Source organism: Streptosporangium sp. NBC_01469 (genome assembly GCF_036227305.1).
GTDB lineage: Bacteria > Actinomycetota > Actinomycetes > Streptosporangiales > Streptosporangiaceae > Streptosporangium.
This window is the reverse complement of the sequence record NZ_CP109465.1, coordinates 3,484,655-3,510,899: the sequence shown is the minus strand read 5'-3', so window position 1 is coordinate 3,510,899 and position 26,245 is coordinate 3,484,655. Positions and strand designations below refer to the sequence as shown.

Sequence of the window (26,245 nt, the reverse complement as noted above, 5' to 3'; positions counted from 1 at the left end):
TGTAAGCAATAGCACAGTGACTCTTCCACAAAAAGGATCTTGCACCCATAATGGTTGATTCCGGGGGCCAGAACCATGAGGTGGAAGTGATAAAGCGAGTACCTGTCAACCTCGCGCTGATCTGCGGGAGCTTGACATGAACGGACGGTCCTACCGGGGAATGTCAGCGGAGGAGAGGCTCACGGAGCGCCGGGAGCGTCTGATCTCCGCGGCGTACGCCCTTTACTCCGACCCCGGATTCCCCGAAACGACGATCGAGAGGTTGTGCGCCGAGGCACGCATCTCCAACCGCGCCTTCTACGAGTGTTTCTCGGGACGCGACGAGCTGATGCAGACCCTGTACGACCGATGTGTGCGCGAAACGCTGGAGGCGATGTCGAAAGCCATCGAGCAGGCCCCCGACACCCTGGCCGACCGGGTCGAAACGGGGGTCACCAGCTACATCAGCTTCGTCACCGACGACAGGCGCCGCGCGCGGATCATGCATCTGGAGGTACGCCGGGCAGGCGACTGTCTCGTCACCTCCAGGCAGTCGGCCGTCGAGGCCTTCACCAGAACGATCGAGTCGAACGTCGCCGACCTGCCGGAGGCGACGAAGGCCAACCAGCATCTCCTCGCGCTGGGCATGATCGGAGCGATCCAGGAACTGCTCATCGAGTGGGTCCTGGCCGACGACCCGCCTCCGGTCGCCGGACTGATCGACACCGCCACGCACATCTTCCGCAGGTCCTTCGTGACCTGACGGCGGCGGGAGACGAGGACGGGCCCGCCGGGCCCGTCCTCCGATATGTTCCGGCGCCGCCGTCGCCCCGAACTCCGGCGGCCGCCCGGATCAGGCCACCGCGGCCACGGGAAGCTCGACGGTGAGGACCCGGTTGAGCCGGGTCACCGCCAGCACCCGCATCACCCTCGGCGGCACCCCCCTCAGAATGAGGCGGCGTTCCGCGCCCACAGCGCGGCGATGCGTGCCCACCAGCACCCCGAGACCGGTGGCATCGATCATTTCCAGCCTGGAAAGATCTACGATCAGGTCGCCGCGCCCGGAGTCGACTGCCTCGTGCAGCCGCGGGCGCACTCGGGCGACGGTTCCCACGTCGAGACGACTCCCGACGCCGACCACTTGGGCCCGGGGGTTACCAGGGACGCGCATGCCTCCTCCTCACGCCCGGCCGCCGACGAGAAGCAGCCCGGCACAACGACGACGCGTCACCACGACCAACAGGTCACGCACCGCATTCACACAATGTCACAGCGTACAAGAAGGTGCGAACCTCCCTCACTCCCGGCGGCACCCTTCCCACGGACATGAAAGTCCCTTGCCCGAATCAAATGAGAAAACGCGGTTTAAAGCCAACCTTTTTGTTGGGCCGACCGGATCGCGGTGATCCGGTTGGTCGCGCCCAGTTTGGTGATGGCGCTGGACAGGTAGTTGCGCACGGTGCCCTGGGTGAGGTTGAGCGCGGCGGCGATCTCGGCGACCGAGGCGCCCCGCGCGGCCAGCTCCAGGGAGCCGCGCTCGCGCTCGGTGAGAGGGCTCTCCCCCGCCATCATCGCCGAGGCGGCCATCTCCGGGTCGAGATAGCGCCCGCCCGCGTGGACCTTGCGGATCGCCGTCGCCAGCTCGTCGGCGGAGGCGTCCTTGGGGACGAAGCCGCGCACCCCGGCCGCGAGTGCCCGCCGCAGGTATCCGGGCCGCCCGAAACTGGTCAGCATCAGCACCGCGTGGCCCGGCAGCGTCTCGGCGACGCTCAGCCCGTCCATCCCCGGCATCTCGATGTCCAGCACGACCACGTCGGGCCGGTGCTCCAGCACGGCCGCCGCCACCAGGTCTCCCCTGGCCACCTCGGCCACCACCTCGACGTCCGGCTCCAGGCCGAGCAGGGTGGCGATCGCCCTCCTGACCAGGTGCTCGTCGTCGGCCAGCAGGACCCGGATCACCGCGCCGCCCCGGCCGGACCGCTCGCCCCGACGGGACGGCCCGGTGCCGCGGTCATTGTCTGGATCATCGTTCTCCCTCCAGCGGAACCGTCGCCCGCAGCCTGAACTCCCCGGGGCCGCCGGGGCCCGCCGTGACGGTACCGCCGATGGCGGCGACCCGTTCCGACAGCCCGATGAGACCGGTACCCCCTCGGCCGCTCACCCCGTCCACCCCGTCGTTGGTCATCTCCAGCACGGCGCTCCCCTCGCGGAGGGTGATCGTGATGCGGCACGTGGTGGCGGAGCTGTGCCGCAGCACGTTGGTGGTCCCCTCCCTGACCACCCAGGCCAGCAGGGTCGCCGTCTCCTCGGGCACCCGGTCGCGTGGCGTCTCCAGCGTGCAGCGGATACCGCCCGCCTCCAGCACCGCGGTCATCGCGCGCAGCTCGGCGACCAGGTCGAGCGTCCGGTAGCCGCGCACCGCCGCGCGGATCTCCTTGAGCGTCTGCCGCGCCAGGGTCCGTACCTCGTCCATCTCCCCGGCCGCCCGCGCGGCGTCCACCCCCGACAGCTTGACGGCCACCTCGCTCTTGACGGCGATCGCGGAGAGGCTGTGGCCGACCAGGTCGTGCAGGTCGCGGGAGAAGCGGAGCCGCTCCTCGGTGACGGCCAGCCTGGCCTGCGCCTCCTTGCCCTCCTCCGCGGCCCTGACCACCCGCCAGAACCAGAGCTGGAGCCGGTTCGCCCACGGCGCCGCCGCGGCCACCCCGAGGTAGGCGCCGACGACGGGAGCGGAGCCCTCCGCGTACGGCGGCACGAACACCTCGCTGAGCCCAGGACTGGGGTCGGCGCCCGGCGGCGCGAGAAGCAGGCCGATGGCGGTCGACGCTACGGTGGCGACGACCGTGGCGGACCTGCTCAGCAGCAGCGCGGCACCCGACGCCCACGCCGGGCCGAGCAGCCCCCAGGACCAGGGGTCTCCGTCCTGGGTCAGCAGGAGAATCACCGCGACCGCGGCCGAGGCGACGACCTCGCCTCTCGCGGCGGTCCCGGCCACGGCCGCTTCGAGGATCCTCAGGTAGAGGACGGTGAAGACCACCAGGCCCGGCACCCCGACGGCCAGCAGGAGGAGCCCGGGGGGCTCGTTCTTCTCCCCCAGCTCACCGAGAGGGCCGATCCAGGCCATCACGATGCCCATGGTCAGGGTGAGGACGGTCATCCGGCGGAACCGCTGGAGGGGGGACCGCTGCTTTCTCCGGGGAAGCGCGGAGGGGACGAGGCGCGCGAGGCGCCTCATCCCTTTTTCGCCGATATCAACTGACATTTCGTATGAACGTTAGCCGTGCCGGGGTTCCCAGCGGAACAACCACCGGGCCAGCAGCCCGGCCACCGCGATCCAGGCGAGCAGGATCGCGAAGGCGGGCAGCGCGGCCGCCCACTGCCCGCCCATGCTCAGCGCCGCCCCGCCCCCGGCGACGTGGTCCCCGCCCAGGAAGGCGGTGCGCGCGATCTCCACGATCGGGGTCGCGGGGAGCAGGGCGGCGACGTGGCCCAGCGCGCCCGGCAGTGTGTCGACCGGGAACGCGATCGGAGCGCCGACCAGCACGACCAGGAGCACCGGCAGCACCGTGACCTGGGCGAGCTCGGCGTTCGGCGTGAGACCCGAGAACGCGGCGGCGAGCAGGCAGAACAGCGCGACCCCCAGCACGGCGACGGTCACGAGCATCGGCACGTTGGCCACCGCGACCCCCTCGGACCGCTGGATCCAGACGGCCAGGAGCGCCACCTGGGCGAGATAGAGCACGAGGGCCCCGAGGGCGGTGCCGCCGAGGATCGCCGGGCCCGACGGCTGGCCCGCGCGCAGCCGCTTGAGCACCAGTTCCTCGCGCCGGGCGGTGAAGGAGTTCACCAGGTTGATGAAGACCGCGAACACCAGCATCAGCCCCGGCAGCCCGGCCAGCACGAAAAGGCTCCCGGCCACGCCGTCGATCTTCTCGGTGCCGACCGCCTGGGTGAACACCCAGGCCATCAGGAGCGGCAGCAGGAGCACGTTGAACAGGACCGTGGTGTTCCTGCCCACCAGGGTCAGGTCGATCCTCGCGAGCCTGATCGCGTGCAGCACGTCGGTTCTCATGGTCACTCGCCCCTTCTCGCCGATCCCGCCGCCACCGGCCCGTCGCCGGCCCCCGGGAGCGCCCCGCCCGCTCCGGTTCCCTCCCCGGCCACGCGCATGAAGGCGTCCTCCAGGGTTCCCCGGCGCACGGCCAGCCGTTCCAGGGTCTCCCCCCGCGCGTCGGCCCAGTCCAGGAGTTGCCGCACCGCCACGTGCGCGCGGGCCTCGGCTCGCGCGCCGTTCAGGGTGTACGCGACCTCCGTGTCACCGGTGTCGCCGCCGTAGGTCAGCACGGGGGCCACGCCGTCCAGCGAGGGAAGCTCACCGAAGGCCCAGGAGATACCGGGAAGGCGGAAGGAGATCCGGTCGCCCGACCCGGCCACCACCTCCTCCACGGTGCCCTGGAGGTGGATCCGGCCCTCGTGCATGATGGCCAGCCGGTTGGCGAGGCGCTCGGCCTCCTCCAGGTAGTGGGTGGTGAGCAGCACCGTGGTGCCCCCCGCCCGCAGGTCCTCGATCATCTTCCAGGTGGCGCGACGCGCCTCGGGGTCCATGCCGGTGGTCGGCTCGTCCAGGAAGAGCACCTCCGGCCGGGAGGTCACCGCCAGCGCGAGGTCGAGCCTGCGCCGCTGGCCGCCGGAGAGCTGCCGCACCTTGGTCCTGGCCTTCTTGCCCAGTCCCGCCGCCTCCAGCGCGTCCGTGGCCCGCGGATCCGTACCCCCGCGCCGGCCTCCCGCGCGGCCCGCGTCCCGGCTCAGCCCCTCCCACAGGCCGAGGGTCTCGGCGACCGTGAGGTCACCGAGGAAGCCGCCCTCCTGCAGCATGATCCCCACGCGGGGCCGCAGCTTCCGGCGCTGCCCGACCGGGTCGAGCCCGAGCACGCGGACACTGCCGCCGGTGGGGGCCCGGAAACCCTCCAGGACCTCCACGGTGGTGGTCTTGCCGGCGCCGTTCGTGCCGAGCAGGGCGAACAGCTCGCCCCTCGGGACGGCGAAGGAGACGCCGCGCACCGCCTCGAAGTCCCCGTACGCCTGCCGGAGCCCGCCGACCTCGATCACGTTGTCGAGGCCGGCGGGGGCGGCGCCGGGCGGGTCCATCACCTGTGGTGTTCTCATGGGGACAATCGTCGTCGCCCCGCGTTTGACCAGACAGTCGCTGATATCACCGGAAAAGCGTGATCTTTAATGTGTTTCGGATGACAAATGTCAACTACGGGCGGGGCGGCAGCGCGGGACGCCGGCGGGACGGCCGGGTGGCGGGGTCGGGCGGGGTCGCCGCCGGGCGCTCGTCCAGCGCGGCCAGCACGAGCCGTACCGCCTCCTCGATCTGCGGATCCCTCCCCTCCGCCCAGTCGCCGGGGGTGATGTCGACCTCGACGTCGGGGTCGACGCCGTAGTTCTCCACGCCCCAGCCCAGCTCCTCGAACCAGAAGGAGTACTTGGGCACGGTGATGCGCGAACCGTCGACCAGGCGGTGGGCGTCCTCGATGCCGATGACGCCTCCCCAGGTGCGGGTGCCCACCACGGGCCCGAGATTGTGGATCTTGAAGGCGGCGGTGACGATGTCCCCGTCGGATCCGGCGTTCTGGTCGGCGATCGCGACCAGCGGGCCGCGCGGCGCGTCCTCGGGGTAGGTGATCGGCGTCATCCCCCGGGGCAGGTCCCAGGCGATGACCCGGCGGATCAGCTTCTCGATGACCAGCTCGGAGGTGTGACCGCCACGGTTCCCCCGTACGTCCACCACGAGCCCCTCGAAGGTCATCTCCCTGCGCAGGTCGCGGTGGAACTGCGCCCAGCCCTCGGCCACCATGTCCGGGATGTGCAGGTAGCCGAGGCGTCCGCCGCCGAGCTCCCTGACCCGGGCCCGGCATTCGGCCACCCAGTGCTGGTAGCGCAGGCGCCGGTCGTCGCGGAGCGGCGTGACGACCACCCGCCGGCCACCGTCCAGGGTGAGCTCGACCGGCTTGTCGGCGGCGCCGACCAGCAGCCGCGAGGGCCCCTCTGGCGGCACCGGGCGGCCGTCGACCGCGAGCAGCGCCTCTCCCGGCTGCACGCTCGCCCCCGGCCCGGCCAGCGGCGAGCGGGCGTGCACGTCGGAGGACTCGGCGGGCAGCACCCGGTCCACCCGCCAGCGGCCGTCGTCTCCCCTGGAGAGGTCGGCGCCGAGCAGCCCGATCGGCTCGGAGGCCGGGTAGCCCCAGGGTGCGGCGTCGACGTAGGCGTGCGAGCTGCCCAGCTCGCCCAGGACCTCCCAGAGCAGGTCGGCGAAGTCGTCGGCGGTGGAGACCCGGTCCACCAGCGGCCGGTACTCCTCCAGCACCGCCTCCCACTCGACGCCGGCCATGTCCTCGACCCAGAAGTCGGCGCGTATCCGGCGGCCCAGCTGGGCATAGGCGTGCCGCCGCAGCGCCCGGGGGTCGGCGGTGATCCGGATCCTGGACAGGTCGACGGTCGTGTCGTCGCCGTTCTTGCCTCCCTGCTTGCCCCCGGCCGGGCGGACCGTGAGCGTGCCCTTGTCGCTGACGACGAGCTGCGTGCCGTCACCGCTCACCCGGTACCAGTCGAGCTTGTCGACCACTTCCTCCCACTTGCGCTTGACCAGGTCGTAGCGGTCCAGCGCCGGGCGGGGCGCCTCGCCCCCCACCTCGTCCCTGTCCTCGCCGAGCTCCCCCGCCAGCGGCTCCCGCAGCCAGACGAACCCGCCCTTGACCGCCCGCAGGTCCGAGTAGCGGCCCTCGGGCACCGGCACCTGCACGACCCTGGTGGCGATGCCCTCCAGGTCCACCGTGATCGCGCCGTCGTCCTTCTTGTCGTCGTCGCCGGAGCCGGAGTCCGCGGCCCGGCCCGCCGAACTGGGCGCGAACGGGGACGGCGTGGACGCGGACAGCGGCACCAGGTAGGGCCGGTAGCCGAAGGGGAAGGACATGTCGAAGGAGTGCGCGTCGTAGACCGGGTCGAAGCCGCGCCGCGACAGGAACGCCAGATAGTCCCCCGCGAACGCGGGCGAGACGTCCACGAACCGGCCGTCGGTGACGTCGGTGACAACCCGGTCCGCCACCCTGGCCAGCCGGATCCTGCGCAGCTGGGAGCCGTCCGGATGCGACCAGGCCAGCCAGGCCGAGTCGGGCGACCAGGTGAGGCCGTGGATCTCCCCGTCGGCCCTGGACAGCTCCACGGCCTCGCCCGAGGCCACGTCGACCAGGAGTAGCCGCCCGTTCCTGCTGGTCACCGCGATCGTGTTCCCGTCGGGCGCGACGGCGAGGTCCCCGACCTCGCCCAGCGTGCCCACGGCGATCCTGCGGCTCTCCCCGCCCCCCGCCGGGGCGATCTCCAGTCCCTGCGCCTCGCCGTCGTCGAAGACCCACACCACGCGGTCGTCGCCGAGGACGCGGGGCCGCCCCGCCGACAGACCGTCGCTGAGCTGCCGCGCCGGACCGTCCCTGTGGGTCACCCAGTGCACCGATCCCTGGACCTCCACCGCGCTGGCCCGCCCGGTCGCGTCCACGGCCAGGTCGTGCAGCCGCCTGCCCGCGTTGACCTGATACGGCTGCCGCCCACGCAGCGGGGAGCCGAGGGTGACGTCGAGCTTGCGGGCCTCGGCGTCGAGAGTGTCCAGGAGATAGAGGTCCCCGGCGTTCTGGTAGACGATCCGGGTCCCGTCGGTGGTGGCATGCCGGGCGTAGAAGACCTCGTGGTCGGTGTGCCGGCGCAGGCCACCGCCGTCCGGCTCGCAGGAGTAGAGGTTGCCGACGCCCTCGTGGTCGGAGACGAAGACGAGCCGCCCCCCGACGAGCATCGGGTTGGCGAGGTGGCCGTTCAGGTCGGCCAGGATCCGGGTGAAGTCGCCGTCGCCGCGTCGCACCCACAGCCGGCCCGCCGTGCCGCCCCGGTAGCGCTTCCAGGCCCCCGGGTCGCGAACAAGCCCCCCGGTGAGCAGCGCCACCGCGTCCCCCGTGACCGACAGGTCGTTGACCGGGCCGTACGGCAGCCGCTCGACGCGTCCTTCCCCGAGCACGTAGGCCCAGGTCTGCGAGACGAACGGCCGACCGGCCGCGCTGATCGCGAGAACCTCGCCGTCCGGCGTCCAGCCGCGTGTGCGCGTCCGCGCGTCTCCCCAGTAGGTCAGCCGTTCCGCCGAACCGGATTCCAGATCCGCCAGGTGGACCTCGGGAGCACCGTCGCGAACGCTGGTCCAGGCGACCTTGGTGCCGTCGGGCGAGAGACGGGGATGGCCCGCGGGGGCCCGGTCCGAGGAGAGGCGCCACGCCCGGCCGCCGTCTACCGGGGCCGCCCAGACATCGTCGTCGGCGACGAAGGTCAGCGTCTCGTGGGAGATGTGAGGGAATCGCAGGTAGAAACCAGAAACCATCGACAAATCATATTGTCCACTATCGGGTTAATCAGGAGAGTTTTTCCTGCCGATACGCTGAGCCACATGACGCGAGCTGACAGAGACAAGCCGGTGGTGCTCTCGAAGATCTACACCCGCACCGGGGACGACGGCACGACCGCGCTCGGCGACATGAGCCGCACCCGCAAGACCGATCCGCGCCTCGCCGCCTACGCGGACGTCGAGGAGGCCAACGCCGCGATCGGCGTCGCCCTGGCCGCGGGGACCCTGGAGGCGGACGTCACCGCCGTCCTCACCCGGATCCAGAACGAGCTGTTCGATGTCGGGGCCGACCTGTGCACCCCTGTCGTGGAGGACCCCGAGTTCCCGCCGCTGCGGGTCGAGCCCTCCTACGTCGACTGGCTGGAGGCGCGGTGCGACGAGTTCAACGAGCGCCTCACGCCGCTGCGCAGCTTCATCCTGCCCGGCGGCACCCCGGCCGTGGCCTGGCTGCACGTCGCCAGGACCGTGGTCCGGCGGGCCGAGCGGACCGTCTGGTCGGCGCTGGAGGCCCACGACGACGTCAACCCGCTGACCGCGAGGTATCTCAACCGGCTGAGCGACCTGATGTTCATCCTCTGCCGGGTGGCCGCGGGCGGCGACGAGATCCTCTGGAAGCCCGGCGGCACCCGCTGAGAAGCCGAGAGGAGATCAGGCGACGTCGAGGTAGGCGCTGGGCGGGGCCGACTCCAGCCAGGCGACGAAACCGGTCAGGGCCCGGTATCCCATGGCGAGCTCGAAGGCGTCCTGCCCGTTGCGGCACTCGATCGCCGTCACGCCCTCGATGAACCCGAAGAACTCACCGGACCCCACCTTGCGACGCCCGGAAACGACAAGGCCGCGCCTCACGATGACGTGGCGCGGCCTTGGAAGCAGACCTATGAGCGGGATCCAGTTGAGGTGGCCGTCGGCGTAGCGGGCCACCCCGACCCGCCAACCTCGCTCCTTCGACAGGGAGCGCAGGCAACAGAGCACCGATCCCCGGGAGCGGGTCAGTATGAGAACCCGGAGTCCCAGGAGGGCGACGAGCAGCCCCAGCACGATGAGAACATCCACCACCATGTCTGCTCGCCCCCCAAAAGCGCGTACAGCCTAAGAAGCAGAATTTATCCGACTTCTTCCCCGGCCGCGCGCAACCGGGCCCTGGCACGCTTGGCCTCGGCGGCCGCGTCCGCGTCTTCCTGGTCGGCCTCGACCGAGGCCTGAGCCCGATCCAGGGCGCTCTTCGCTCGGGCGACGTCGACCTCGGAACCCAGCTCGGCCAGCTCGGCCAGGATCGACACCTCGTCATCGGCCACCGAGAGGAATCCTCCGTGGACGGCGGCGACGAGGTCGGCTTCGCCGTCGCCTCGCTTGATCGTCAGCAGCCCGCCCTCGACGAGAACGCCGAGCACGGGTGCGTGCTTAGGCATGATACCGATCTCGCCGTCGACGGTCTTGGCAATCACCATGTCGGCCTCACCGGACCAGATCTCACGCTCCGGGGAGACGACGCCTACTCGCAGCTTCGCCACTTTCTCTCCAGTTCCTTATCGAACCAGGCGCCGGTACGGCCGCGTGACCGTACCGGCGCCGAAGGCGACTAGCGGGCGAGTTCCTTGGCCTTGGCCACGGCCTGGTCGATGCCGCCGACCATGAAGAACGCCTGCTCGGGCAGGTGGTCGTAGTCGCCGGCGCACAGGCCCTTGAACGAGGCGATGGTCTCGTCCAGCGGGACGTTCTCACCGGGCTGACCGGTGAACGCCTCGGCGGCGTACATCGGGTGGGACAGGAAGCGCTCGATGCGACGGGCCCGGTTGACGGTGACCTTGTCCTCTTCCGAGAGCTCGTCGATACCGAGGATCGCGATGATGTCCTGCAGCTCCTTGTACTTCTGCAGGATCCGCTTGGTCTCCTGGGCCACGCGGTAGTGCTCCTCGCCGACGATCAGCGGGTCGAGGATCCGCGAGGTGGAGTCGAGCGGGTCCACCGCGGGGTAGATGCCCTTCTCCGAGATCGGCCGCGAGAGAACGGTCTGCGCGTCGAGGTGCGCGAACGCGTTGTGCGGGGCCGGGTCGGTGATGTCGTCCGCGGGGACGTAGATCGCCTGCATGGAGGTGATCGAGTGACCGCGGGTCGAGGTGATGCGCTCCTGGAGAACACCCATCTCGTCGGCGAGGGTCGGCTGGTAACCCACCGCGGACGGCATACGGCCGAGCAGGGTGGACACCTCGGAACCGGCCTGGGTGAACCGGAAGATGTTGTCGATGAACAGCAGCACGTCCTGCTTCTGGACGTCACGGAAGTACTCCGCCATGGTCAGGGCGGAGAGCGCGACGCGCAGACGGGTGCCCGGGGGCTCGTCCATCTGGCCGAAGACGAGGGCGGTGTCCTTGAGGACGTTCGCCTCCTCCATCTCCAGCCAGAGGTCGTTGCCCTCACGGGTGCGCTCGCCGACCCCGGCGAACACCGAGGTGCCACCGAAGTTGCGGGCGACCCGGCGGATCATCTCCTGGATCAGAACGGTCTTGCCCACGCCCGCGCCGCCGAACAGGCCGATCTTGCCGCCCTGCACGTACGGGGTGAGCAGGTCGATGACCTTGATGCCGGTGGTCAGCATCTCGGTGCGCGACTCGAGGGTGTCGAAGGCGGGCGACGGGCGGTGGATGCCCCAGCGCTCGTTGATCTGGAGCGACGCGGTCTCGACGTCCAGCGACTCGCCGAGGGTGTTCCACACGTGGCCCTTGACGACGTCGCCGACGGGGACCGAGATGGCCGCGCCGGTGTCGGCCACCGGGGCGCCACGGGTGAGGCCGTCGGTGGGCTGCATGGAGATCGCGCGGACGAGGTTGTCACCCAGGTGCTGGGCGACCTCCAGGGTGAGGACCTTGGTCTCCCCCTGGAGCTCGACGTCGACCTTGAGGGCGTTGTAGATCTCGGGCATCGCCTCGACGGGGAACTCCACGTCGACGACGGGACCGGTGACCCGCGCGACGCGGCCCACGCCGGTCTCAACAGTCTGTGCAGTCATTTCACTCTTTCCCCGCTGCGGAGTCAGCCAGCGCGTTCGCGCCGCCGACGATCTCGCTGATTTCCTGGGTGATCTCGGCCTGGCGGACCTGGTTCATCTTCTGGGTGAACACGCGGATGAGCTCGTTGGCGTTGTCGGTGGCCGACTTCATGGCCCGGCGGCGCGAGGCCTCCTCCGAGGCGGCCGACTGGAGCAGCGCGGTGAAGATGCGCGACTCCACGTAGCGCGGCAGCAGCGTGTCGAGGACCTCGCCCGCGGTGGGCTCGAACTCGAAGTACGGCAGCGGCGTGTCGGGCGTCTCCGCGGTCTCCTCGACCACCAGCGGAAGGATCCGCTTGACCACGACCTCCTGCGTGAGCATCGAGACGAACTCGGTGGAGACGATGTGGATCTCGTCCAGCCCGTCCTCGGCCGAGAAGGCCTCGATCAGGGTGCCGGCGACCTCTTTCGCGTCGGAGTAGGCGGGCTTACGGGAGAAACCCGTCCACTGCCCGCCCATCTCACGGTTGCGGAAGGTGTGCCAGGCGACGCCCTTGCGACCCGTCACGAAGGGCACGGGCTCGACGCCCCTGTCCCTGAGCAGGTTGCCGAGCGCCTCCGCCTCGCGAAGGATGTTGGCGTTGAAGCCGCCGCAGAAACCGCTGTCGCTGGTGACGATCAGGACGGCGGCCCTGGCGGGCTGCTCCTTGGCCACCGTCAGCGGATGGTCGGTGGTGGAGGTGTTGCTGACCACTCCCGTGACGGCGCGGGTGATCTCGCGCTCGTACGGCACGGCGGCCTGCATCCGCTGCTGCGCCTTGACGATACGGGACGAGGCGATGAGCTCCTGGGCGCGGGTGATCTTCGCCGTGGACTTGACCGACTTGATCCGCCGCCGCAGCAGTCTTAGCTGGGCTCCCATCGGCTACTTCTTCTCTGCCGTGCGGACTCGCTTCGTGATCTTCTCTTGGCCGACCTCGCCCTCGCCGAGCGCGGCGACCGGCTCGTCGTTGACCAGGTATTCACCGGAGGAGGTCTCGAAGCTCTTCTTGAACTCGGTGATGGCGTCCTTGAGGGCGGTCACCGTGTCGTCGGGCAGGTCGCGGGTCTCGCGGATACCGTCGAGGATGCCCTTGTTCTCGCGACCCAGGTAGTCGAGGAACTCCGCCTCGAAGCGGCGGATGTCCTCGACCGGGACGTCGTCGAGCTGGCCGGTGGTGCCGGCCCACACCGAGACGACCTGCTTCTCGACCGGGAACGGGTTGTACTGGGCCTGCTTGAGCAGCTCGACCAGGCGCTGGCCACGCTCCAGCTGGGCGCGGGAGGCCGCGTCCAGGTCGGAGGCGAAGGAGGCGAACGCCTCCAGGTCACGGAACTGCGACAGCGACAGGCGCAGCGTGCCGGCGACCTTCCTCATCGCCTTGACCTGCGCGGAGCCGCCGACTCGGGAGACGGAGACACCGACGTTGATGGCCGGGCGCACACCCGCGTTGAACAGGTCGGTCTCGAGGAAGCACTGGCCGTCGGTGATGGAGATGACGTTGGTGGGGATGAAGGCCGAGACGTCGTTGCCCTTCGTCTCGATGATCGGCAGACCGGTCATCGAGCCGGAACCCATCTCCTTGGAGAGCTTCGCGCAGCGCTCGAGGAGGCGGGAGTGCAAGTAGAAGACGTCGCCGGGGAACGCCTCGCGGCCCGGCGGGCGGCGGAGCAGCAGGGAGACGGCGCGGTAGGCGTCGGCCTGCTTGGTCAGGTCGTCGAAGACGATGAGGACGTGCTTGCCCTGGTACATCCAGTGCTGGCCGATGGCCGAGCCGGTGTAGGGCGCGAGGTACTTGTAACCGGCCGGGTCGGACGCCGGAGCGGCGACGATGGTGGTGTACTCCATCGCGCCCGCCTCCTCGAGGCGGCCCTTGACCTGGGCGATCGTGGAGCCCTTCTGGCCGACCGCGACGTAGACGCAGAGAACCTGCTTGTCGGGGTCGCCGGAGAGCCAGTTCTCCCGCTGGTTGAGGATGGTGTCCACGGCGACGGCGGTCTTGCCCGTGCCACGGTCACCGATGATCAGCTGGCGCTGGCCGCGGCCGATCGGCGTCATGGCGTCGACCGCCTTGAGACCGGTCTGCAGCGGCTCCTTCACCGGCTGGCGCTGGACCACCGAGGGGGCCTGGAGTTCGAGGGCGCGGAGGCTCTCGGACTCGATCGGACCCTTGCCGTCCATGGGGACGCCCAGCGGGTCGACCACCCGGCCGAGGAAGCCGTCGCCGACCGGCACGGACAGGACCTCGCCCGTCCGGCGGACCGACTGGCCCTCCTCGATCTTGCTGAAGTCGCCCAGAACGACGACGCCGATCTCTCGGACGTCCAGGTTCAGTGCCAGGCCACGCGTGCCGTCCTCGAACTCAAGCAGCTCGTTCGCCATCGCCGAGGGAAGGCCGGAGACATGGGCGATACCGTCGCCGCAGTCGACGACGGTCCCGATCTCCTCGCGCGCGGCACCTTCCGGCTCGTACGCCTGGACGAAGCGCTCAAGTGCGTCCCGGATCTCGTCCGGCCGGATCGTAAGCTCCGCCATCTCTCTTCAGTCTCCCTATTCGCCTAGCCGGCCAACCGGCGGCGGACTTCTTCGATTCGTCCCGCGATGGTGGTGTCGATGAGGTCGTCCCCGATGCGAACCGAGAACCCTCCCAGCACCCGCGGATCCACCTCGACGTTCAGATGAACGTCGCGGCCGTACGAGGTGCGCAGCCACGTGGCGAGACGCTGCTTCTGCCCCTCTGAGAGCACGACGGCGCTGCGCACCACCGCGACGAGGCGCTGCCGCTGGGCGGCGACCAGCCTGCCGAACTCCTCAAGCCCGCTCTCCAGGCTACGTCCTCGCGGATGCAGCACGAGCTGCGTGACCAGGCGCAGGGTGGTGGGGGCGACCTTCTCCGCCAGGAGGGAGCTCAGGAGCTCCCGCTTGGCCCGCTCCAGAACCGCCGGCGCCGTCAAGGTCCGGTAAAGCTCCAGGTTCGAGGCGACGATGCGCCCGAACCTGAACAGTTCGTCCTCGACGTCGTCGAGCCTGCTCTGTGCCTCCGCCTCGGCGGCGGCGGCGATGACGCCGAGGCGCTCCAGGGCGTCGGCCAGGTCACGCGAGCGCGCCCACTTCGCGGACACGGCCGCGACGACCGTCTCCACCGCGGCGTCGCTGATCTTGCCCTCCAGCAGCACCCGTACGATCTGCGCCTTCTGGGCCGCGGGACGTGCGGGGTCGGAGAGGTTGCGGCGGAGCCCGTGCTCGCGGTCCAACAGGTCGGCGACCGAGAAGAGCTCGTCGGCCAGCGTGCCGAGGTCGGCGCTTCCCGCGACGGCGTTGAAGCGCTCTTCGACCTCGGCCAGCGAGGCCCTGCTCAGACCTCTCATCAGCCGCTCACCGACACTCGCGCGTCACGCCCGGTTCGCCGCGTCATCAGCGGACCGCCGCGCTGGTCGACTCGAGTTCCTCGAGGAACCTGTCGACGGTACGGCGCTGGCGCGCCTCGTCCTCCAGGGACTCTCCGACGATACGGCCGGCCAGCTCGATCGACAGGCGGCCGAGCTCCGTACGGAGCTGGGCGAACGCCTGCTGACGGTCGGCCTCGATCTGCAGGTGCGCGGCCTCGACCAAGCGGCGGGCCTCGGCCTGAGCCTCCTCGCGGAGCTCGGCCTTGATCTGCGCGCCCTGCTCGCGAGCCTCCTCACGCAGCCGTGAGGCTTCGTGACGGGCCTCGGAGAGCTGGTCCTTGTACTGCTTGAGCAGCGCCTGGGCCTCGGCCTGCGCGTCCTCGGCTCGCTTGATGCCGCCTTCGATCGCATCGGTCCGCTCGACCAGGGTCTTCTGGATGCGCGGGGTGAGGATCTTACCGACGACGAAGAGGACGACGAAGAAGGCGAAGCCGCCGACGACAAGCTCGTAGGTGTGCGGGATGAGGGGGTTGCCCCCCTCCTCCGCCGCCAGGAGCGAAGCTGCCTGAATCATTTGTGCAGCCTTCCGTCAGGGTTGTCTGCGTCTTAGCGGAACATGAAGGGCGCGACGAGGCCGATGAGGGCCAGCGCCTCGGTCAGAACGAAGCCGAGCAGCATGTTCTGGCGGATCAGGCCGTAGGCCTCGGGCTGGCGGGCGATGGCCTGCACACCCTGGCCGAAGATGATGCCGACGCCGATGCCGGGGCCGATCGCGGCGAGGCCATAACCGATCGAGCCGAGAGCGTTGAGGGAGCCGTTGACCTCAGCGAGGATCGACATTCTTGTATTCCTTTACGGTTGGCCGGTGGGATCTGCCCGCCGGTCTGGACGATTCGAGGTTGGTCTTAGTGCTCGGCGTGCAGCGAGTTGCCGATGTACATCGCGGCGAGCATCGAGAAGAGGAACGCCTGCAGGAACTGGATGAACATCTCGAAGCCCGTCATCGCGATCGTCATGATCACGCCGATCACGCCGAGCGGGGCGCCCAGCGGGGTGAGCTTCTCGAAGAGGAACCAAAAGCCGACGAGGCTGAAGAAGGCCAGGATGATGTGGCCGGCGAACATGTTGGCGAACAGTCGCACCGCGTGGGTGAAGGGCGCGATGATCATGTTGGAGAGCAGCTCGATCGGGGCCAGCAGCACGTAGATCGGCTTGGGCAACCCCGGCGGGAACATCATGTTCTTGAAGTAGCCGCCCACACCCTGATGCTTGAAGCCCAGGTAGATCTTGAGGACGTAGACGCTCAGCGCCAGCACGATCGGGAAGGCGATGTGCGAGGCGACCGGGAACTGCAGGCCGGGGATGACACCCATCAGGTTCCAGACCCAGACCATGAAGAACATGCTGAGCAGCAGTCCCATCCACCGGTCCGCGTCCTTGCCGAGGAACGGCCGGGCGACCTGGTCGCGGACGAAGACGTAGCCCATCTCACCGATGTTCTGCACGCCCCGCGGCACCAGCTTCGGGTTGCCGAAGGCCGACCAGCAGAAGGCGATGACGACGACCGTGCTCAACAGGGCCAGCAGCACCGGCTTCGTGAACCAGGCGACGCCCGAGATGATCGGGGCGGCGTCGAAGAGTTCGAGTCCCGGAGGCGTGAACTCGTCCCCGGGAGCGAGGAGCGTCAGCGTGCTCACGCGGCGTTCCCTTCAGCGTGGTAGTTGATCGAAATGACTTCGTCAGCGAAGCGACCGCCGCCGAAGGCTAGCGACCGTACTTCCGGTAGACCAGGTAGACGGATAGAGCGACCCCGAGAATTAATCCGATCGGGGTGAAGGCGACCACGCCAGTCCACTCGGACAGCAACCAGCCCGCACCGCCGTACAGAATCATCCCTGAGAGGAGATAGCTGGGGATCGACCAGGCGGCGCTGGCGAAGTCGCGGCCGTCGTCTTCGGGCCGGATTTTCTTTTCGCTCATCGCGGGCATGACGATAGCAGTCGCGGTGAGGACTAGTCATATCGGGCAGGGTCGAAGCCGCCAGCGAGATCATACGCCTCACGGGGAATCGCCCTGACCGGGAACCCGGGACGCGGGGTCGACGTAGAGCATCTTGAGTTTCATGAAGCCGCGCATCTCGCCGACCGTCCACGCGACCGTGGCGGCGATGGCGCCCCAGCCGAAGGCTCTGGGCTCGAAGGCGGTGGCATCCTCGAACAGTTTGAGAAGCACCATGATCAGAATGATCTTCACCACGTAGCTCAGCACCGCGGCGGTCATCATCATCATGGGCGAGACACGGCTGGCGTAGGAGATCGCGACGATACCGAGGGCGAAGAAGGCACAGACGACCAGCGTCCCGATCGCGGCGCCGAGCGCGCCCTTGGCTCCGGCCAGCAGCGCCGCGACGAGGATCACGACCAGGCCCACCAGCACCGTGGGTATCGCAGCCCCCTTCAGAAGGCGCACGTCGTTGGCCAGCATCGGCACTCCAAGTGACTGTTATCAAGCGAGCGATTGCTACCTTGCAGGTCTGGGCAGGTTCACCATCTGCTAGTGAAAGCTATCACAAGCTCAAGGAAGAGCGCCTTTACCTGCCGTTTCAAGTAAACGATCAAGGAGCTGGCGAAAGCGGCTCAAAGCGGCGTCTCAGGGTTTGAGAAACCCTGCCGGGGAGCGCTGAGTGACAGGTCGGGCAGCACCGACAACGTGGCCGTGTCGTCGCCGGCGGCGACCGAACGGGGCCCCGGCGCCTCCGAGGGATACGGATGGGGCCTGACCCGGCCCGGCGGCTGCCCACCAGGCCCCGCGTGCCGGCCCGGCCCCGCCGCGGGGCCCTCGGGACCGGTGGGAGCGGCGGGAGCGAGCCCGCCGCGCCCCTCGGCCCCGCCGAGGTCGCGGCGGGCTCGCCAGCGGGGCAGCGCCATCATCACCAGCACGCCGATGGCGAGCAGCACGGTCAGCGGGAACAGGACGAGCGGGACACCCTCGATGGACAGCGCCACGACCGCGAAGGCGAACAGGAAGGTCCACGCGTACATGATCATGACGCTGCGGCGGTGCGAGTGGCCGATGTCCAGCAGGCGATGGTGCAGATGCCCCCGGTCGGGCGAGAACGGCGACAGGCCGTTGGACGTGCGCCGGATCACCGCCATGATCAGGTCCAGCAGCGGGAGCACCAGGATCGCGACCGGCACGAGGAGGGGGAGGATGACGGGGAAACGGTTGATGCTGCTGGAGTCGAGTGGTGTGACCAGAATCATCGTGGAGGCGAGGACCAGGCCGATCAGCATCGCCCCCGTGTCGCCCATGAAGATCTTCGCCGGGTGGAAGTTGTGCGGCAGGAAGCCCAGGCAGATCCCGATGAGCACCGAGGCGATGACCGCCGTCGCGTTGATGCTGGTGTCGCCGTAGTCCTTCGACAGGGCCACCGAGTACGTCCAGGTGGCCATGGCGGCGATGCCCACGATCCCCGCGGCCAGCCCGTCGAGCCCGTCGACGAAGTTGACGGCGTTGATCATGACGACCACGATCAGGATCGTGATCAGCGGGCTCAGCGTCGAGTCGAGGATGGTCTGCCCGCCCAGCGCGGTGGGCAGCGGAAGCCACGGCAGGCTGACCCCGAAGGTGACGAGCACCCCCGCGGCGCCGATCTGCCCGGCGAGCTTGACGAGGGCGTCCATCCCCAGCCAGTCGTCCAGGAAGCCGGTCAGCGTGATCAGGCCACCCGCGGCGATCAGCGCGATCACGGTCTTGCCCTGGCCCTCGGCCGCCAGCTTGCCCCCGGCGTAGGGCAGCTCCCCGGCGATCAGCAGACCGGCGACGAGACCGCCGTACATCGCCAGACCGCCGAGCCTGGGCGTCGGCGTGGTGTGCACGTCACGATCGCGGACCTCGGGCATGGCACCGATGCGGACGGCGAAAACGCGGACCAGCGGAACCAGCAGGTACGTCACCGCGGCCGCGACGAGCGCCATGAGTAGGTATTCGCGCACGGAACCAGTTTCGCGGATAGTCCGGCCACCTGTGACCGGAAAACGACACAGAACAGCTCATAGTTCGCTGGGATATATCTGATGGGCTCTCGCCAGCACCGCGGCGCGCTCCCGTATCTCCCCCGTCGCGTCGGGGTTGTGGATGACCTGCGCCACCATCGAGGCCACCTCCTTCATCTCCTCGGGCCCCATCCCCTGGGTCGTGACACAGGGGGTGCCGACCCGGATCCCCGAGGTCACCGTGGGTGGCTCCGGGTCGTACGGGATCGCGTTGCGGTTCAGCGTGATCCCGGCCGCGTGGCACCGCTGCTCGGCCACCGCGCCGGAGATCCCGACGTCGCGCAGGTCGATCAGCGCCAGATGGCTGTCGGTGCCCCCGGAGACGGGCCGCATGCCCTCGGCGGCCAGCGCGTCGGCCAGCACCTGGGCGTTGGCCACCACCCGGCGCGCGTACTCCGCGAACTCCGGCCGCAGCGCCTCGCCGAACGCGACCGCCTTGGCCGCCACCGCGTGCATGAGCGGGCCGCCCTGCACGAACGGGAAGACCGCGCGGTCGATCCTGGGCCCCAGCTCCCCCGTGCACATGATCCCGCCGCCCCTCGGGCCGCGCAGCGCCTTGTGCGTGGTGAAGGTCACCACGTCCGCGTACGGCACGGCGGACGGCAGGGCCCGCCCGGCCATCAGGCCGACGGTGTGCGCGACGTCGGCGAGCAGCCAGGCGCCCACCTCGTCCGCGATACCCCGGAAGGCGGCGAAGTCGATCTCACGGGGGTAGGCGGTGGCACCACAGATGATCATTTTGGGCTGGTGCCGCAGCGCCAGGTCCCTGACCTCGTCGTAGTCAATCAGCTCGGTGTCCCTGCGCACCCCGTACGCCACGACGTCGAACCAGCGTCCCGAGAAGTTGACCTTGGAGCCGTGCGTGAGGTGGCCGCCGTGCGACAGCTCCATCGCCAGCATGGTGTCGCCCGGCTGGAGCAGGGCCGCGTAGGCCGCCAGGTTCGCCGAGGCGCCGGAGTGGGGCTGCACGTTGACGTGCTCGGCGCCGAACAGCCGCTTGGCCCGGTCGATCGCGAGCCGCTCGGCCCGGTCGACGACCTCGCACCCGGCGTAGTAACGCCTGCCGGGGTAGCCCTCGGCGTACTTGTTGGTGAGCGTCGAGCCGAGTGCGGCGAGCACGGCGGGCGAGGTGAAGTTCTCACTCGCGATCAGCTGGATGCCTCCGCGGAGCCGGTCGAGCTCGTCGAGGAGCACGCTCGCGATCTCCGGGTCCTCGCGCTGCAGGAGACCGAAATCCGGCCCGTAGTACGGTTCTGCGCCCATGGCTCACACCCCGAAGACGACGACTCACCCCCACTGTAAGCCTGCCCTCCCCGGTTATCCCACGTCAGGGACGCGCCGCCCCTGGAGAGCGTGTCGCGGAGAACCGCCCCCGCCCGGAGGCCCGCCTCACGAGAACGCGTGCGGGGCTCCGGCTCTGACCGGCACCCATCTCGGCGTGTCGGCCGCCTGGTCGCTGATCGACGTCAGGACCGCCTGCCGGTAGAGACCCAGGCGGGTGCGCCACTCCGTCATGTCCTCGACGTAGCGGCCCGAGACGGGGGCGTCCCAGACATCCCTGCTCCTGGCGAGCTGGTAGGCCTTGTCCAGGCTGGCGGTCAGCGTGTCGAGCACGGGGAGCACCTGCCTCCACATCATGACCAGCCGCTGGTAGTCGGGGTTGAACTCCCACGACGTGACGGCGTCCGGGGACGGCAGACCGGTGTTGGCCGAGGCCGGCGGGGTCTCCCCCGGCTGCAGCGGCTGCGGTGCGGGTGGATCCACGAACATCACAGGCTCCTCACCCTCGCTGACACGCTCCCTGCCTCCTGCTCACTTACCCACTGTTACCCACGGCCTGACCGCTTCGTGCTCACTTACCCACTGCTATCCACGGCCTGACCGCTTCGTGCTCACTCGCTCACCGCCCGGCGCCTACCGCCTCGCGCTCACGTCGCGGCGATCACCGGCCGCCACCCGGAGGCGGGATCGGCCGCAGCGGGTCTCCCGGTTCCACGTCGCCCGCCGGGCCGTCGGGCCGGATGTCCATGGGCACCCAGGCCCCCTCACCCCAGGTCTCCCCGTCGGGCACGCTCACGCCCGGCATCTCCAGCGGTTCGATCTCGCGGGCGTTGTCGGCGAGCGTCCTGAGCGCGTCGAGGTCGAGCGGGCTCGCCTCCGCGGTGACGACGTCACTGCCGTCGTTCGCCCACCGGGCGGCCGAACCTCCGTCCTGCTGAGCGTCCGGCTGCGCGGCCACCCCTCCGGGAGCCGCTCCCGCCGCCTGCCCGGAAGCCCCCTCGGCCCCCTGTGCCGCACCGGAAACCGCGTCGCCGACCGACGGCGTCGACGCCCCGGCGGGCCGCGTGGCCGCCTCACCCGAGGTCGTACCCGCCGTCTGGATCGCGGGCTCTCCGGAGACCGTCCCCACGGGCCGGGGCGCAGCGTCACCGCTGGACTGGGGAAGGGGATCCGCCGGCGTCACCTCGGCGGGCCGGGGCGCGGCGGGCTCGCCGGAGGTCGTACCGGTGGGCTGGGGGGTGGTGTCGCCGCCGGTGCCCGGCGGCTGGACGGTCTGGTCCGTGGTCGGACCGGCGGTGTCGAGGAGCGGGTACGCGGGCTTGGCGGAGTCGAGCGGGTCGTGCGGCTCGACCCAGCCGGGCTGCCCCGCGGTGACGGAGGCACCGTCGACGGTGGGCATCTCCAGCGGCGGGATGTCCTCGATGTTCTTCAGCAGCTCGTCGACCTCGGCCGCCGTGGGCGCGTCGAGCGGGATCTGGAGCACCTTCACCCCGTCGACCTCCACGACCTTCGCCCTGGAGTCGCCGCTCTGGTCGATGTCGTCGGGGTGATCCTTCCTGGGGGTGTCGAGGATGGTCTCGCCGGACGAGCCTCCCCCGTCCCTGGGCGAGCGCTCGTCACCCTTGGAACCGGCATCGCCCTTGGCATCGGGCGCGTTGCCGGTGGAATCCCCGCGCGGCGTCATCTCGTCACCCTTGGAACCGGCATCGCCCTTGGCGTCGGAATCGTTCACAGGCGCATTACCGGTGGAATCCTGCCCGCGCGGCGTCGTGTCGTCCGCGTTGATGATCTCCGGCCGCGTGTCATCGGCCCTGGGCGGCTCCGGCGCGGGCGTGGAGTCCCCCTGCGGCGTTCCAGGCGCGGGGGTGTCCGGGTTGGGAGCCTCGGGCGTACGCGGGACGTCGGGCGTCTCACGCGGCGCGGTGTCGGCGGGCGGCGCGGTGTCGGCCGGCGGCCCTCCCCCCTGGCCCTGCGGGTTCTCCCCCGGTCCGGGAACCGCGGGCTTCAGATCCTCGGCCCTCGGCGTCTCCGGCCGCGCGTCGTCGGCCCTCGGGACGTCCGGCGCCGGCGCGGAATCCTGCCGCGGCGCCTCCGGCACGGGCGCGCCCTCGGCGTTCGGTGTCCCCGGTATGGGTGCGCCCTCGGCGTTCGGCACCTCCGGGACGCGATCCGGCGCGGGCGCCTCGGTCCGCGGGTCCTCGGCCCTCGGGGCGTCCGGCACGGACTGGGAGTCCGGGTCATACGCCTCCGGCGGGGGCACGGAATCGCCCCCCGGAGACTCCGGCACGGGGTCGGGGGCGGGAGGCTCGGGTCGCGGCTCCTCGGCCCTGGGGGGCTCAGGCGTGGGATCGGGCTTTGGGGGCTCGGGACGCGGCTCCTCGGCCCTCGGGGGTTCCGGTGCGGGATCGGGCTTGGGAGGCTCGGGACGCGGCTCCTCGGCCCTGGGGGGCTCAGGTGCGGGATCGGGCTTGGGAGGCTCGGGACGCGGCTCCTCGGCCCTGGGGGGCTCAGGCGTGGGATCGGGCTTGGGAGCCTCGCGCGGTACGGTCTCGGTCGGCTTGGCGGTCTCGTTGGACTTCTCCCCCTCACGTGGGGAGGTCTCGTCGGCTTTCGACCCCGTTTCCGGCTTCCGATCGTCGGCTCCGGACGCCTCGGGCTTCGGAGTCTCCTTCCGATCGTCTCGCGAGGAGGTCTCGTCGCCCCGATCGTCCCGCGGGGAGGTCTCGTCGCCCTTCGAACCCGCCTCCGGCTTGGCCTCGTCGGCCTTCGGAGTGTCGGCCTTCGGGGCGTCGGGCTTGGTGTCGGGCTTGGAAGAGTCCTCGGGATCGTCGCGCCGGGTGGTCTCGGCCGACTGGTCGCCGACGCGGGGCTTGTCGTCCGCCCCGACGGCCGGCTTGAGGTCTTCCGCCTTCGGGGTCTCCGGCTTCGCACCGTTCTGAGAACCGGTCTCCGGCTTAGCACCGTTCTGGGAGCCCGCCTCGGGCTTCGCCCCGTTCTGGGGGTCTGTCTCCGGCTTCGCCCCCTCGCCCTGGGAACCCGTCTCGGGTTTCGTGTCCCCGGCCTTCGGCTCGGCGGGGGGTGCCGTCGCGTTCTGGTTGACCTTCTTCTCCAGCAACGCCACGCGGGCGGAGACGTCGCGGACCATCACGTCGCACGCGTCGGCGATCTGGACGGGTCTGTGCGTCGACTGGGAGGACAGGCCCGCCCCGCTCATCATCTGCGAGACCTTGCCCTCGACGTTCCGCATCTGCTCGGCGGCCCGCTGCACCTCGGACAACAGGTCGCGGACCAGCTTGGGGTCCATTCCTTCGAACTTGCCCATGGACGTCTCCCAGGAAGTGTCGGCCCACTTCAAGGTACCGGGGAGACAGCCCGGCGTCACGGTGATAATCAGATGGCATGGATCACGGCATATGCCGTGGATGACTGATCAGTTGTCGGACTCCGGGCCGGTGTCCGTCGCGACGTAGCCGATCACACCGCGCAGCTTCTCCACGCTGATCGCCCCGCGCCGCAGCAGCCTGGGCACCGCGGTGGTCAGGTCGAGGATCGTCGAGGGGACGTCGCTCTCGCACGGCCCCGCGTCGAGATAGACCGGCACCGAGTCGCCGAGCTGCCTCTCCGCGTCGGCGGCGGTGGTGGCGGCGGGGGCGCCGGAGCGGTTGGCGCTGGAGACGGCCAGCGGGCCGGTCTCCTTGAGCAGGTCGAGGGCGACCGCGTGCAGCGGCATCCGGATCGCGACGGTGCCCTTGGCGTCGCCGAGATCCCACGACAGCGACCGGTTCGCGCGGCAGATCAGCGTGAGCGGGCCCGGCCAGAAGGCGTCGACGAGATCCTGGCCGTACGGGCCGAGGTTCTCCACCAGGGCGTTGGCGGCCCGGACCGTCCCGACCAGCACGGGGACCGGCATGTCACGGCCGCGCCCCTTGGCATCCAGCAGGGCGGTGACCGCGGCTGGTGTGAAGGCGTCGGCGCCGACACCGTAGACGGTGTCGGTCGGGAGCACCACGAGCTCCCCCCGTTGCAGGGTGGACGCGGCCTCGATCAGGCCGGTGGCTCGCTGCTCGGCATCCATACAGTCATAACGTCGGCTCACGGCGTGCATCCTATTCCTGGCCGAATCGAGCGGTGACGAAGCGGTCCCTGCGGGTCAGATCCTGGCGGCTGCGGACGTCGCGCCAGCCGTTCTCCTCGGAGAAGATCAGATAGACCGGGGTGCCCTGCTGGTCGGCGTGCTCCACGGCGACGAACCCCCCGGGGCGGAGCAGCCGCCTGGCGGTCCGCTCCACCGCCCTGACCTCGTCGAGGCCGTCGCTGCCCGACCCGTACAGCGCGCGGTGCGGGTCGTAGTCGCGGACCTCGGGGTCGCGGGGGACGGCGCCCGGCGGGATGTAGGGCGGGTTGGAGATCACCAGGTCGACCTGGGCGTCCAGCTCGGAGAGGGCGTCGGCCAGATCCTCCGGGTGCAGGTGGACGCGGCCCTGGCCGTGCTCGATGATGTTGCGCTTGGCCCAGGTGTATGCGCCCGGATCGACCTCGACCGCGTGCACGGTGGCGAGGGCGACCTCCTGGGCGATGGACAGCGCGATGGCGGCCGAGCCGGTGCCGAGATCCACGACCACGGGCGAGGCGACGTCCATCTCCCGCAGCCGGTCGATCGCCCAGCCCGCCACGATCTCGGTCTCCGGGCGCGGTACGAACACGCCGGGCCCGACCTCCAGGGACAGGTAGCGGAAGTAGGCCCGCCCGGTGATGTGCTGGAGCGGCTCGCGGGACTCCCTGCGGGCGACACCCTCCCAGAACAGGGCGTCGAAGTCGGAGTCCTTCACCATGTGCAGCTCGCCGCGGCGCACACCGTGCACACACGCGGCGATCTCCTCGGCGTCGGTGCGCGGCGACGGCACACCTGCCTCGGCGAGACGGGCGGTGGCGAGGGCGATCTCGTCCAGCAGAAAGGTCATGGGCGCGTTCTATGAATGGGCGGCGAGCTTCTCCGCCATCTCGGCGTCGAGCAGGGACTGGATGACGGCCGTGAGATCTCCGTCGAGCACCTGGTCGAGGTTGTAGGCCTTGAAACCGACGCGGTGGTCGGAGATGCGGTTCTCGGGGAAGTTGTAGGTGCGGATGCGCTCGGAGCGGTCGACCGTGCGGATCTGGGACTTGCGCTCGGCCATGGCGGCGGCGTTGGCCTCCTCCTCGGCGATCGCCTGCAGGCGGGCCCGCAGGATGCGCATGGCCGACTCCTTGTTCTGGAGCTGGCTCTTCTCGTTCTGGCAGGAGGCGACGACGCCCGTCGGGACGTGGGTGATCCGCACGGCCGAGTCGGTGGTGTTGACGCTCTGGCCGCCGGGGCCGCTGGAGCGGTAGACGTCGATACGGAGGTCGTTCTGGTCGATCTGGACATCGACATCCTCGGCCTCCGGGTAGACGAGCACCCCGGCGGCGCTGGTGTGGATGCGCCCCTGCGACTCGGTGACCGGGACCCGCTGGACGCGGTGCACGCCGCCCTCGAACTTGAGCCTCGACCAGACGCCCTCGTCGCCCCTGGCCTTCAGGGCGATCGTGACGTCCTTGTAACCGCCGAGGTCGGAGTGGGTGGCGTCGATCAGCTCGGTCTTCCAGCCGATCCGCTCGGCGTACCGCAGATACATCCGCAGGAGGTCTCCGGCGAACAGGGCGGACTCCTCGCCGCCCTCGCCCGCCTTGATCTCCATGATGATGTCCTTGTCATCGTTGGGATCGCGCGGGACGAGCAGGTGCCTGAGCTTCTCCTCCAGCTCGGGAACCCGGGCCTCCAGCTCCTTGGCCTCCTCGGCGAACCCCTCGTCCTCCGACGCCAGCTCCCTCGCCGTGCCGAGGTCGGACTGGACGCCCTCGAGCTCCCGGTAGGTGACGACGATCGGGGTCAGCTCGGCGTAGCGCCTGCCGAAGGTGCGCGCCTGCTTCTGGTCGGCGTGCACGGAGGGGTCGGCGAGCTTGAGTTCCAGCTCGGCGTACTCACTGAGCAGCTCGTCGAGGTTCACCGTGCGTCCTTCCTTGAAAGCCCTTGTAAGCCTGCCTCATCACCACGAA

The 26,245-nt window shown here is 70.1% G+C and carries 26 protein-coding genes; 2 read left to right on the top strand and 24 right to left on the bottom strand.

The genetic code is table 11. The annotated features are described in order from the left end of the window. Positions 1-136 precede the first annotated feature (136 nt). Complete coding sequence (locus OG587_RS15825; RefSeq protein ID WP_329091000.1) at positions 137-742, top strand: TetR/AcrR family transcriptional regulator; 606 nt, start codon at positions 137-139, stop codon at positions 740-742. 90 nt (positions 743-832) lie between these two features. Here OG587_RS15825 and OG587_RS15820 read toward each other — a convergent pair whose 3' ends face one another. The 6 genes from OG587_RS15820 to OG587_RS15795 form a co-directional block, all read right to left on the bottom strand. Further along, positions 833-1,150, bottom strand: coding sequence for an STAS domain-containing protein (locus OG587_RS15820; RefSeq protein WP_329090998.1), 318 nt, complete (start codon positions 1,148-1,150; stop codon positions 833-835). Between the two features lie 194 nt (positions 1,151-1,344). After that, entirely contained in the window at positions 1,345-1,938 is a 594-nt protein-coding gene (locus OG587_RS15815; RefSeq protein ID WP_329090996.1) for a response regulator transcription factor, read from the bottom strand. Between the two features lie 64 nt (positions 1,939-2,002). Next, positions 2,003-3,136, bottom strand: coding sequence for a sensor histidine kinase (locus OG587_RS15810; RefSeq protein ID WP_329090994.1), 1,134 nt, complete (start codon positions 3,134-3,136; stop codon positions 2,003-2,005). Between the two features lie 117 nt (positions 3,137-3,253). Further along, positions 3,254-4,051: an ABC transporter permease gene (locus OG587_RS15805; protein WP_329093878.1), complete on the bottom strand. Its 798-nt coding sequence runs from the start codon at positions 4,049-4,051 to the stop codon at positions 3,254-3,256. Positions 4,052-4,053: 2 nt separating this feature from the next. Further along, a complete protein-coding gene (locus OG587_RS15800) occupies positions 4,054-5,145 on the bottom strand; it encodes an ABC transporter ATP-binding protein (RefSeq protein ID WP_329090992.1) in 1,092 nt (363 codons plus the stop codon). A gap of 94 nt (positions 5,146-5,239) precedes the next feature. Next, positions 5,240-8,398, bottom strand: a complete 3,159-nt coding sequence (locus OG587_RS15795) for a S41 family peptidase (RefSeq protein ID WP_329090990.1) — start codon at positions 8,396-8,398, stop codon at positions 5,240-5,242. Positions 8,399-8,464: 66 nt separating this feature from the next. Here OG587_RS15795 and OG587_RS15790 point away from each other — a divergent pair, with 66 nt between their 5' ends. Beyond that, positions 8,465-9,055: a cob(I)yrinic acid a,c-diamide adenosyltransferase gene (locus tag OG587_RS15790; RefSeq protein WP_329090989.1), complete on the top strand. Its 591-nt coding sequence runs from the start codon at positions 8,465-8,467 to the stop codon at positions 9,053-9,055. 15 nt (positions 9,056-9,070) lie between these two features. On the opposite strand, the gene OG587_RS15785 is transcribed toward OG587_RS15790, so the two are convergent. The 18 genes from OG587_RS15785 to prfA form a co-directional block, all read right to left on the bottom strand. After that, entirely contained in the window at positions 9,071-9,481 is a 411-nt protein-coding gene (locus tag OG587_RS15785; protein ID WP_329090987.1) for a DUF2550 domain-containing protein, read from the bottom strand. 44 nt (positions 9,482-9,525) lie between these two features. Next, complete coding sequence (locus OG587_RS15780) at positions 9,526-9,933, bottom strand: F0F1 ATP synthase subunit epsilon (RefSeq protein ID WP_329090984.1); 408 nt, start codon at positions 9,931-9,933, stop codon at positions 9,526-9,528. A 68-nt stretch (positions 9,934-10,001) separates the two neighbouring features. Next, positions 10,002-11,429 (bottom strand): F0F1 ATP synthase subunit beta, encoded by a 1,428-nt coding sequence (atpD, locus tag OG587_RS15775; protein WP_329090982.1) that lies wholly within the window; start codon positions 11,427-11,429, stop codon positions 10,002-10,004. Between the two features lies 1 nt (position 11,430). Then, positions 11,431-12,330 carry a F0F1 ATP synthase subunit gamma gene (locus tag OG587_RS15770; RefSeq protein ID WP_329090980.1) on the bottom strand — a complete coding sequence of 300 codons (900 nt, stop codon included), beginning with the start codon at positions 12,328-12,330 and terminating at the stop codon, positions 11,431-11,433. Between the two features lie 3 nt (positions 12,331-12,333). After that, complete coding sequence (gene atpA, locus OG587_RS15765; RefSeq protein WP_329090978.1) at positions 12,334-13,983, bottom strand: F0F1 ATP synthase subunit alpha; 1,650 nt, start codon at positions 13,981-13,983, stop codon at positions 12,334-12,336. A 23-nt stretch (positions 13,984-14,006) separates the two neighbouring features. Further along, a complete protein-coding gene (locus OG587_RS15760; RefSeq protein ID WP_329090977.1) occupies positions 14,007-14,816 on the bottom strand; it encodes a F0F1 ATP synthase subunit delta in 810 nt (269 codons plus the stop codon). Between the two features lie 46 nt (positions 14,817-14,862). Beyond that, complete coding sequence (locus OG587_RS15755) at positions 14,863-15,411, bottom strand: F0F1 ATP synthase subunit B (RefSeq protein ID WP_329090976.1); 549 nt, start codon at positions 15,409-15,411, stop codon at positions 14,863-14,865. 32 nt (positions 15,412-15,443) lie between these two features. After that, complete coding sequence (gene atpE / locus OG587_RS15750; RefSeq protein ID WP_329090975.1) at positions 15,444-15,677, bottom strand: ATP synthase F0 subunit C; 234 nt, start codon at positions 15,675-15,677, stop codon at positions 15,444-15,446. A gap of 65 nt (positions 15,678-15,742) precedes the next feature. Further along, positions 15,743-16,534: a F0F1 ATP synthase subunit A gene (gene atpB, locus OG587_RS15745; protein WP_329090974.1), complete on the bottom strand. Its 792-nt coding sequence runs from the start codon at positions 16,532-16,534 to the stop codon at positions 15,743-15,745. Between the two features lie 67 nt (positions 16,535-16,601). After that, positions 16,602-16,817 carry an AtpZ/AtpI family protein gene (locus OG587_RS15740; RefSeq protein WP_329090972.1) on the bottom strand — a complete coding sequence of 72 codons (216 nt, stop codon included), beginning with the start codon at positions 16,815-16,817 and terminating at the stop codon, positions 16,602-16,604. Positions 16,818-16,895: 78 nt separating this feature from the next. Beyond that, positions 16,896-17,321, bottom strand: a complete 426-nt coding sequence (locus OG587_RS15735; RefSeq protein ID WP_329090971.1) for a hypothetical protein — start codon at positions 17,319-17,321, stop codon at positions 16,896-16,898. 152 nt (positions 17,322-17,473) lie between these two features. Next, on the bottom strand, positions 17,474-18,832 hold the full coding sequence (locus OG587_RS15730) for a glycosyltransferase family 4 protein (protein ID WP_329090969.1): 1,359 nt from the start codon (positions 18,830-18,832) through the stop codon (positions 17,474-17,476). Positions 18,833-18,889: 57 nt separating this feature from the next. Beyond that, the gene (glyA, locus tag OG587_RS15725; protein WP_329090967.1) at positions 18,890-20,155 is read right to left on the bottom strand and encodes a serine hydroxymethyltransferase; all 1,266 of its coding nucleotides are present in this window, start codon (positions 20,153-20,155) and stop codon (positions 18,890-18,892) included. A gap of 126 nt (positions 20,156-20,281) precedes the next feature. Beyond that, entirely contained in the window at positions 20,282-20,662 is a 381-nt protein-coding gene (locus tag OG587_RS15720) for a hypothetical protein (RefSeq protein WP_329090965.1), read from the bottom strand. 172 nt (positions 20,663-20,834) lie between these two features. Next, complete coding sequence (locus tag OG587_RS15715) at positions 20,835-23,495, bottom strand: hypothetical protein (protein WP_329090962.1); 2,661 nt, start codon at positions 23,493-23,495, stop codon at positions 20,835-20,837. Positions 23,496-23,603: 108 nt separating this feature from the next. After that, positions 23,604-24,269: an L-threonylcarbamoyladenylate synthase gene (locus OG587_RS15710; RefSeq protein WP_329090961.1), complete on the bottom strand. Its 666-nt coding sequence runs from the start codon at positions 24,267-24,269 to the stop codon at positions 23,604-23,606. Between the two features lie 10 nt (positions 24,270-24,279). Continuing rightward, on the bottom strand, positions 24,280-25,134 hold the full coding sequence (gene prmC / locus OG587_RS15705; protein ID WP_329090959.1) for a peptide chain release factor N(5)-glutamine methyltransferase: 855 nt from the start codon (positions 25,132-25,134) through the stop codon (positions 24,280-24,282). Between the two features lie 9 nt (positions 25,135-25,143). Next, positions 25,144-26,196, bottom strand: coding sequence for a peptide chain release factor 1 (gene prfA / locus OG587_RS15700; protein ID WP_329090957.1), 1,053 nt, complete (start codon positions 26,194-26,196; stop codon positions 25,144-25,146). Positions 26,197-26,245: the final 49 nt, after the last annotated feature.

What these genes read in the sequence shown, in the direction of transcription:
- OG587_RS15825 (WP_329091000.1), top strand. Translation starts at nt 137, where the DNA reads ATGAACGGACGGTCCTACCGGGGAATGTCAGCGGAGGAGAGGCTCACG.
- OG587_RS15820 (WP_329090998.1), bottom strand. Translation starts at nt 1,150, where the DNA reads ATGCGCGTCCCTGGTAACCCCCGGGCCCAAGTGGTCGGCGTCGGGAGT.
- OG587_RS15810 (WP_329090994.1), bottom strand. Translation starts at nt 3,136, where the DNA reads ATGACCGTCCTCACCCTGACCATGGGCATCGTGATGGCCTGGATCGGC.
- OG587_RS15805 (WP_329093878.1), bottom strand. Translation starts at nt 4,051, where the DNA reads ATGAGAACCGACGTGCTGCACGCGATCAGGCTCGCGAGGATCGACCTG.
- OG587_RS15800 (WP_329090992.1), bottom strand. Translation starts at nt 5,145, where the DNA reads ATGAGAACACCACAGGTGATGGACCCGCCCGGCGCCGCCCCCGCCGGC.
- OG587_RS15795 (WP_329090990.1), bottom strand. Translation starts at nt 8,398, where the DNA reads ATGGTTTCTGGTTTCTACCTGCGATTCCCTCACATCTCCCACGAGACG.
- OG587_RS15790 (WP_329090989.1), top strand. Translation starts at nt 8,465, where the DNA reads ATGACGCGAGCTGACAGAGACAAGCCGGTGGTGCTCTCGAAGATCTAC.
- OG587_RS15785 (WP_329090987.1), bottom strand. Translation starts at nt 9,481, where the DNA reads ATGGTGGTGGATGTTCTCATCGTGCTGGGGCTGCTCGTCGCCCTCCTG.
- atpD (WP_329090982.1), bottom strand. Translation starts at nt 11,429, where the DNA reads ATGACTGCACAGACTGTTGAGACCGGCGTGGGCCGCGTCGCGCGGGTC.
- OG587_RS15770 (WP_329090980.1), bottom strand. Translation starts at nt 12,330, where the DNA reads ATGGGAGCCCAGCTAAGACTGCTGCGGCGGCGGATCAAGTCGGTCAAG.
- atpA (WP_329090978.1), bottom strand. Translation starts at nt 13,983, where the DNA reads ATGGCGGAGCTTACGATCCGGCCGGACGAGATCCGGGACGCACTTGAG.
- OG587_RS15760 (WP_329090977.1), bottom strand. Translation starts at nt 14,816, where the DNA reads ATGAGAGGTCTGAGCAGGGCCTCGCTGGCCGAGGTCGAAGAGCGCTTC.
- OG587_RS15755 (WP_329090976.1), bottom strand. Translation starts at nt 15,411, where the DNA reads ATGATTCAGGCAGCTTCGCTCCTGGCGGCGGAGGAGGGGGGCAACCCC.
- atpE (WP_329090975.1), bottom strand. Translation starts at nt 15,677, where the DNA reads ATGTCGATCCTCGCTGAGGTCAACGGCTCCCTCAACGCTCTCGGCTCG.
- OG587_RS15740 (WP_329090972.1), bottom strand. Translation starts at nt 16,817, where the DNA reads ATGAGCGAAAAGAAAATCCGGCCCGAAGACGACGGCCGCGACTTCGCC.
- OG587_RS15735 (WP_329090971.1), bottom strand. Translation starts at nt 17,321, where the DNA reads ATGCTGGCCAACGACGTGCGCCTTCTGAAGGGGGCTGCGATACCCACG.
- glyA (WP_329090967.1), bottom strand. Translation starts at nt 20,155, where the DNA reads ATGGGCGCAGAACCGTACTACGGGCCGGATTTCGGTCTCCTGCAGCGC.
- OG587_RS15720 (WP_329090965.1), bottom strand. Translation starts at nt 20,662, where the DNA reads ATGTTCGTGGATCCACCCGCACCGCAGCCGCTGCAGCCGGGGGAGACC.
- OG587_RS15715 (WP_329090962.1), bottom strand. Translation starts at nt 23,495, where the DNA reads ATGGGCAAGTTCGAAGGAATGGACCCCAAGCTGGTCCGCGACCTGTTG.
- prmC (WP_329090959.1), bottom strand. Translation starts at nt 25,134, where the DNA reads ATGACCTTTCTGCTGGACGAGATCGCCCTCGCCACCGCCCGTCTCGCC.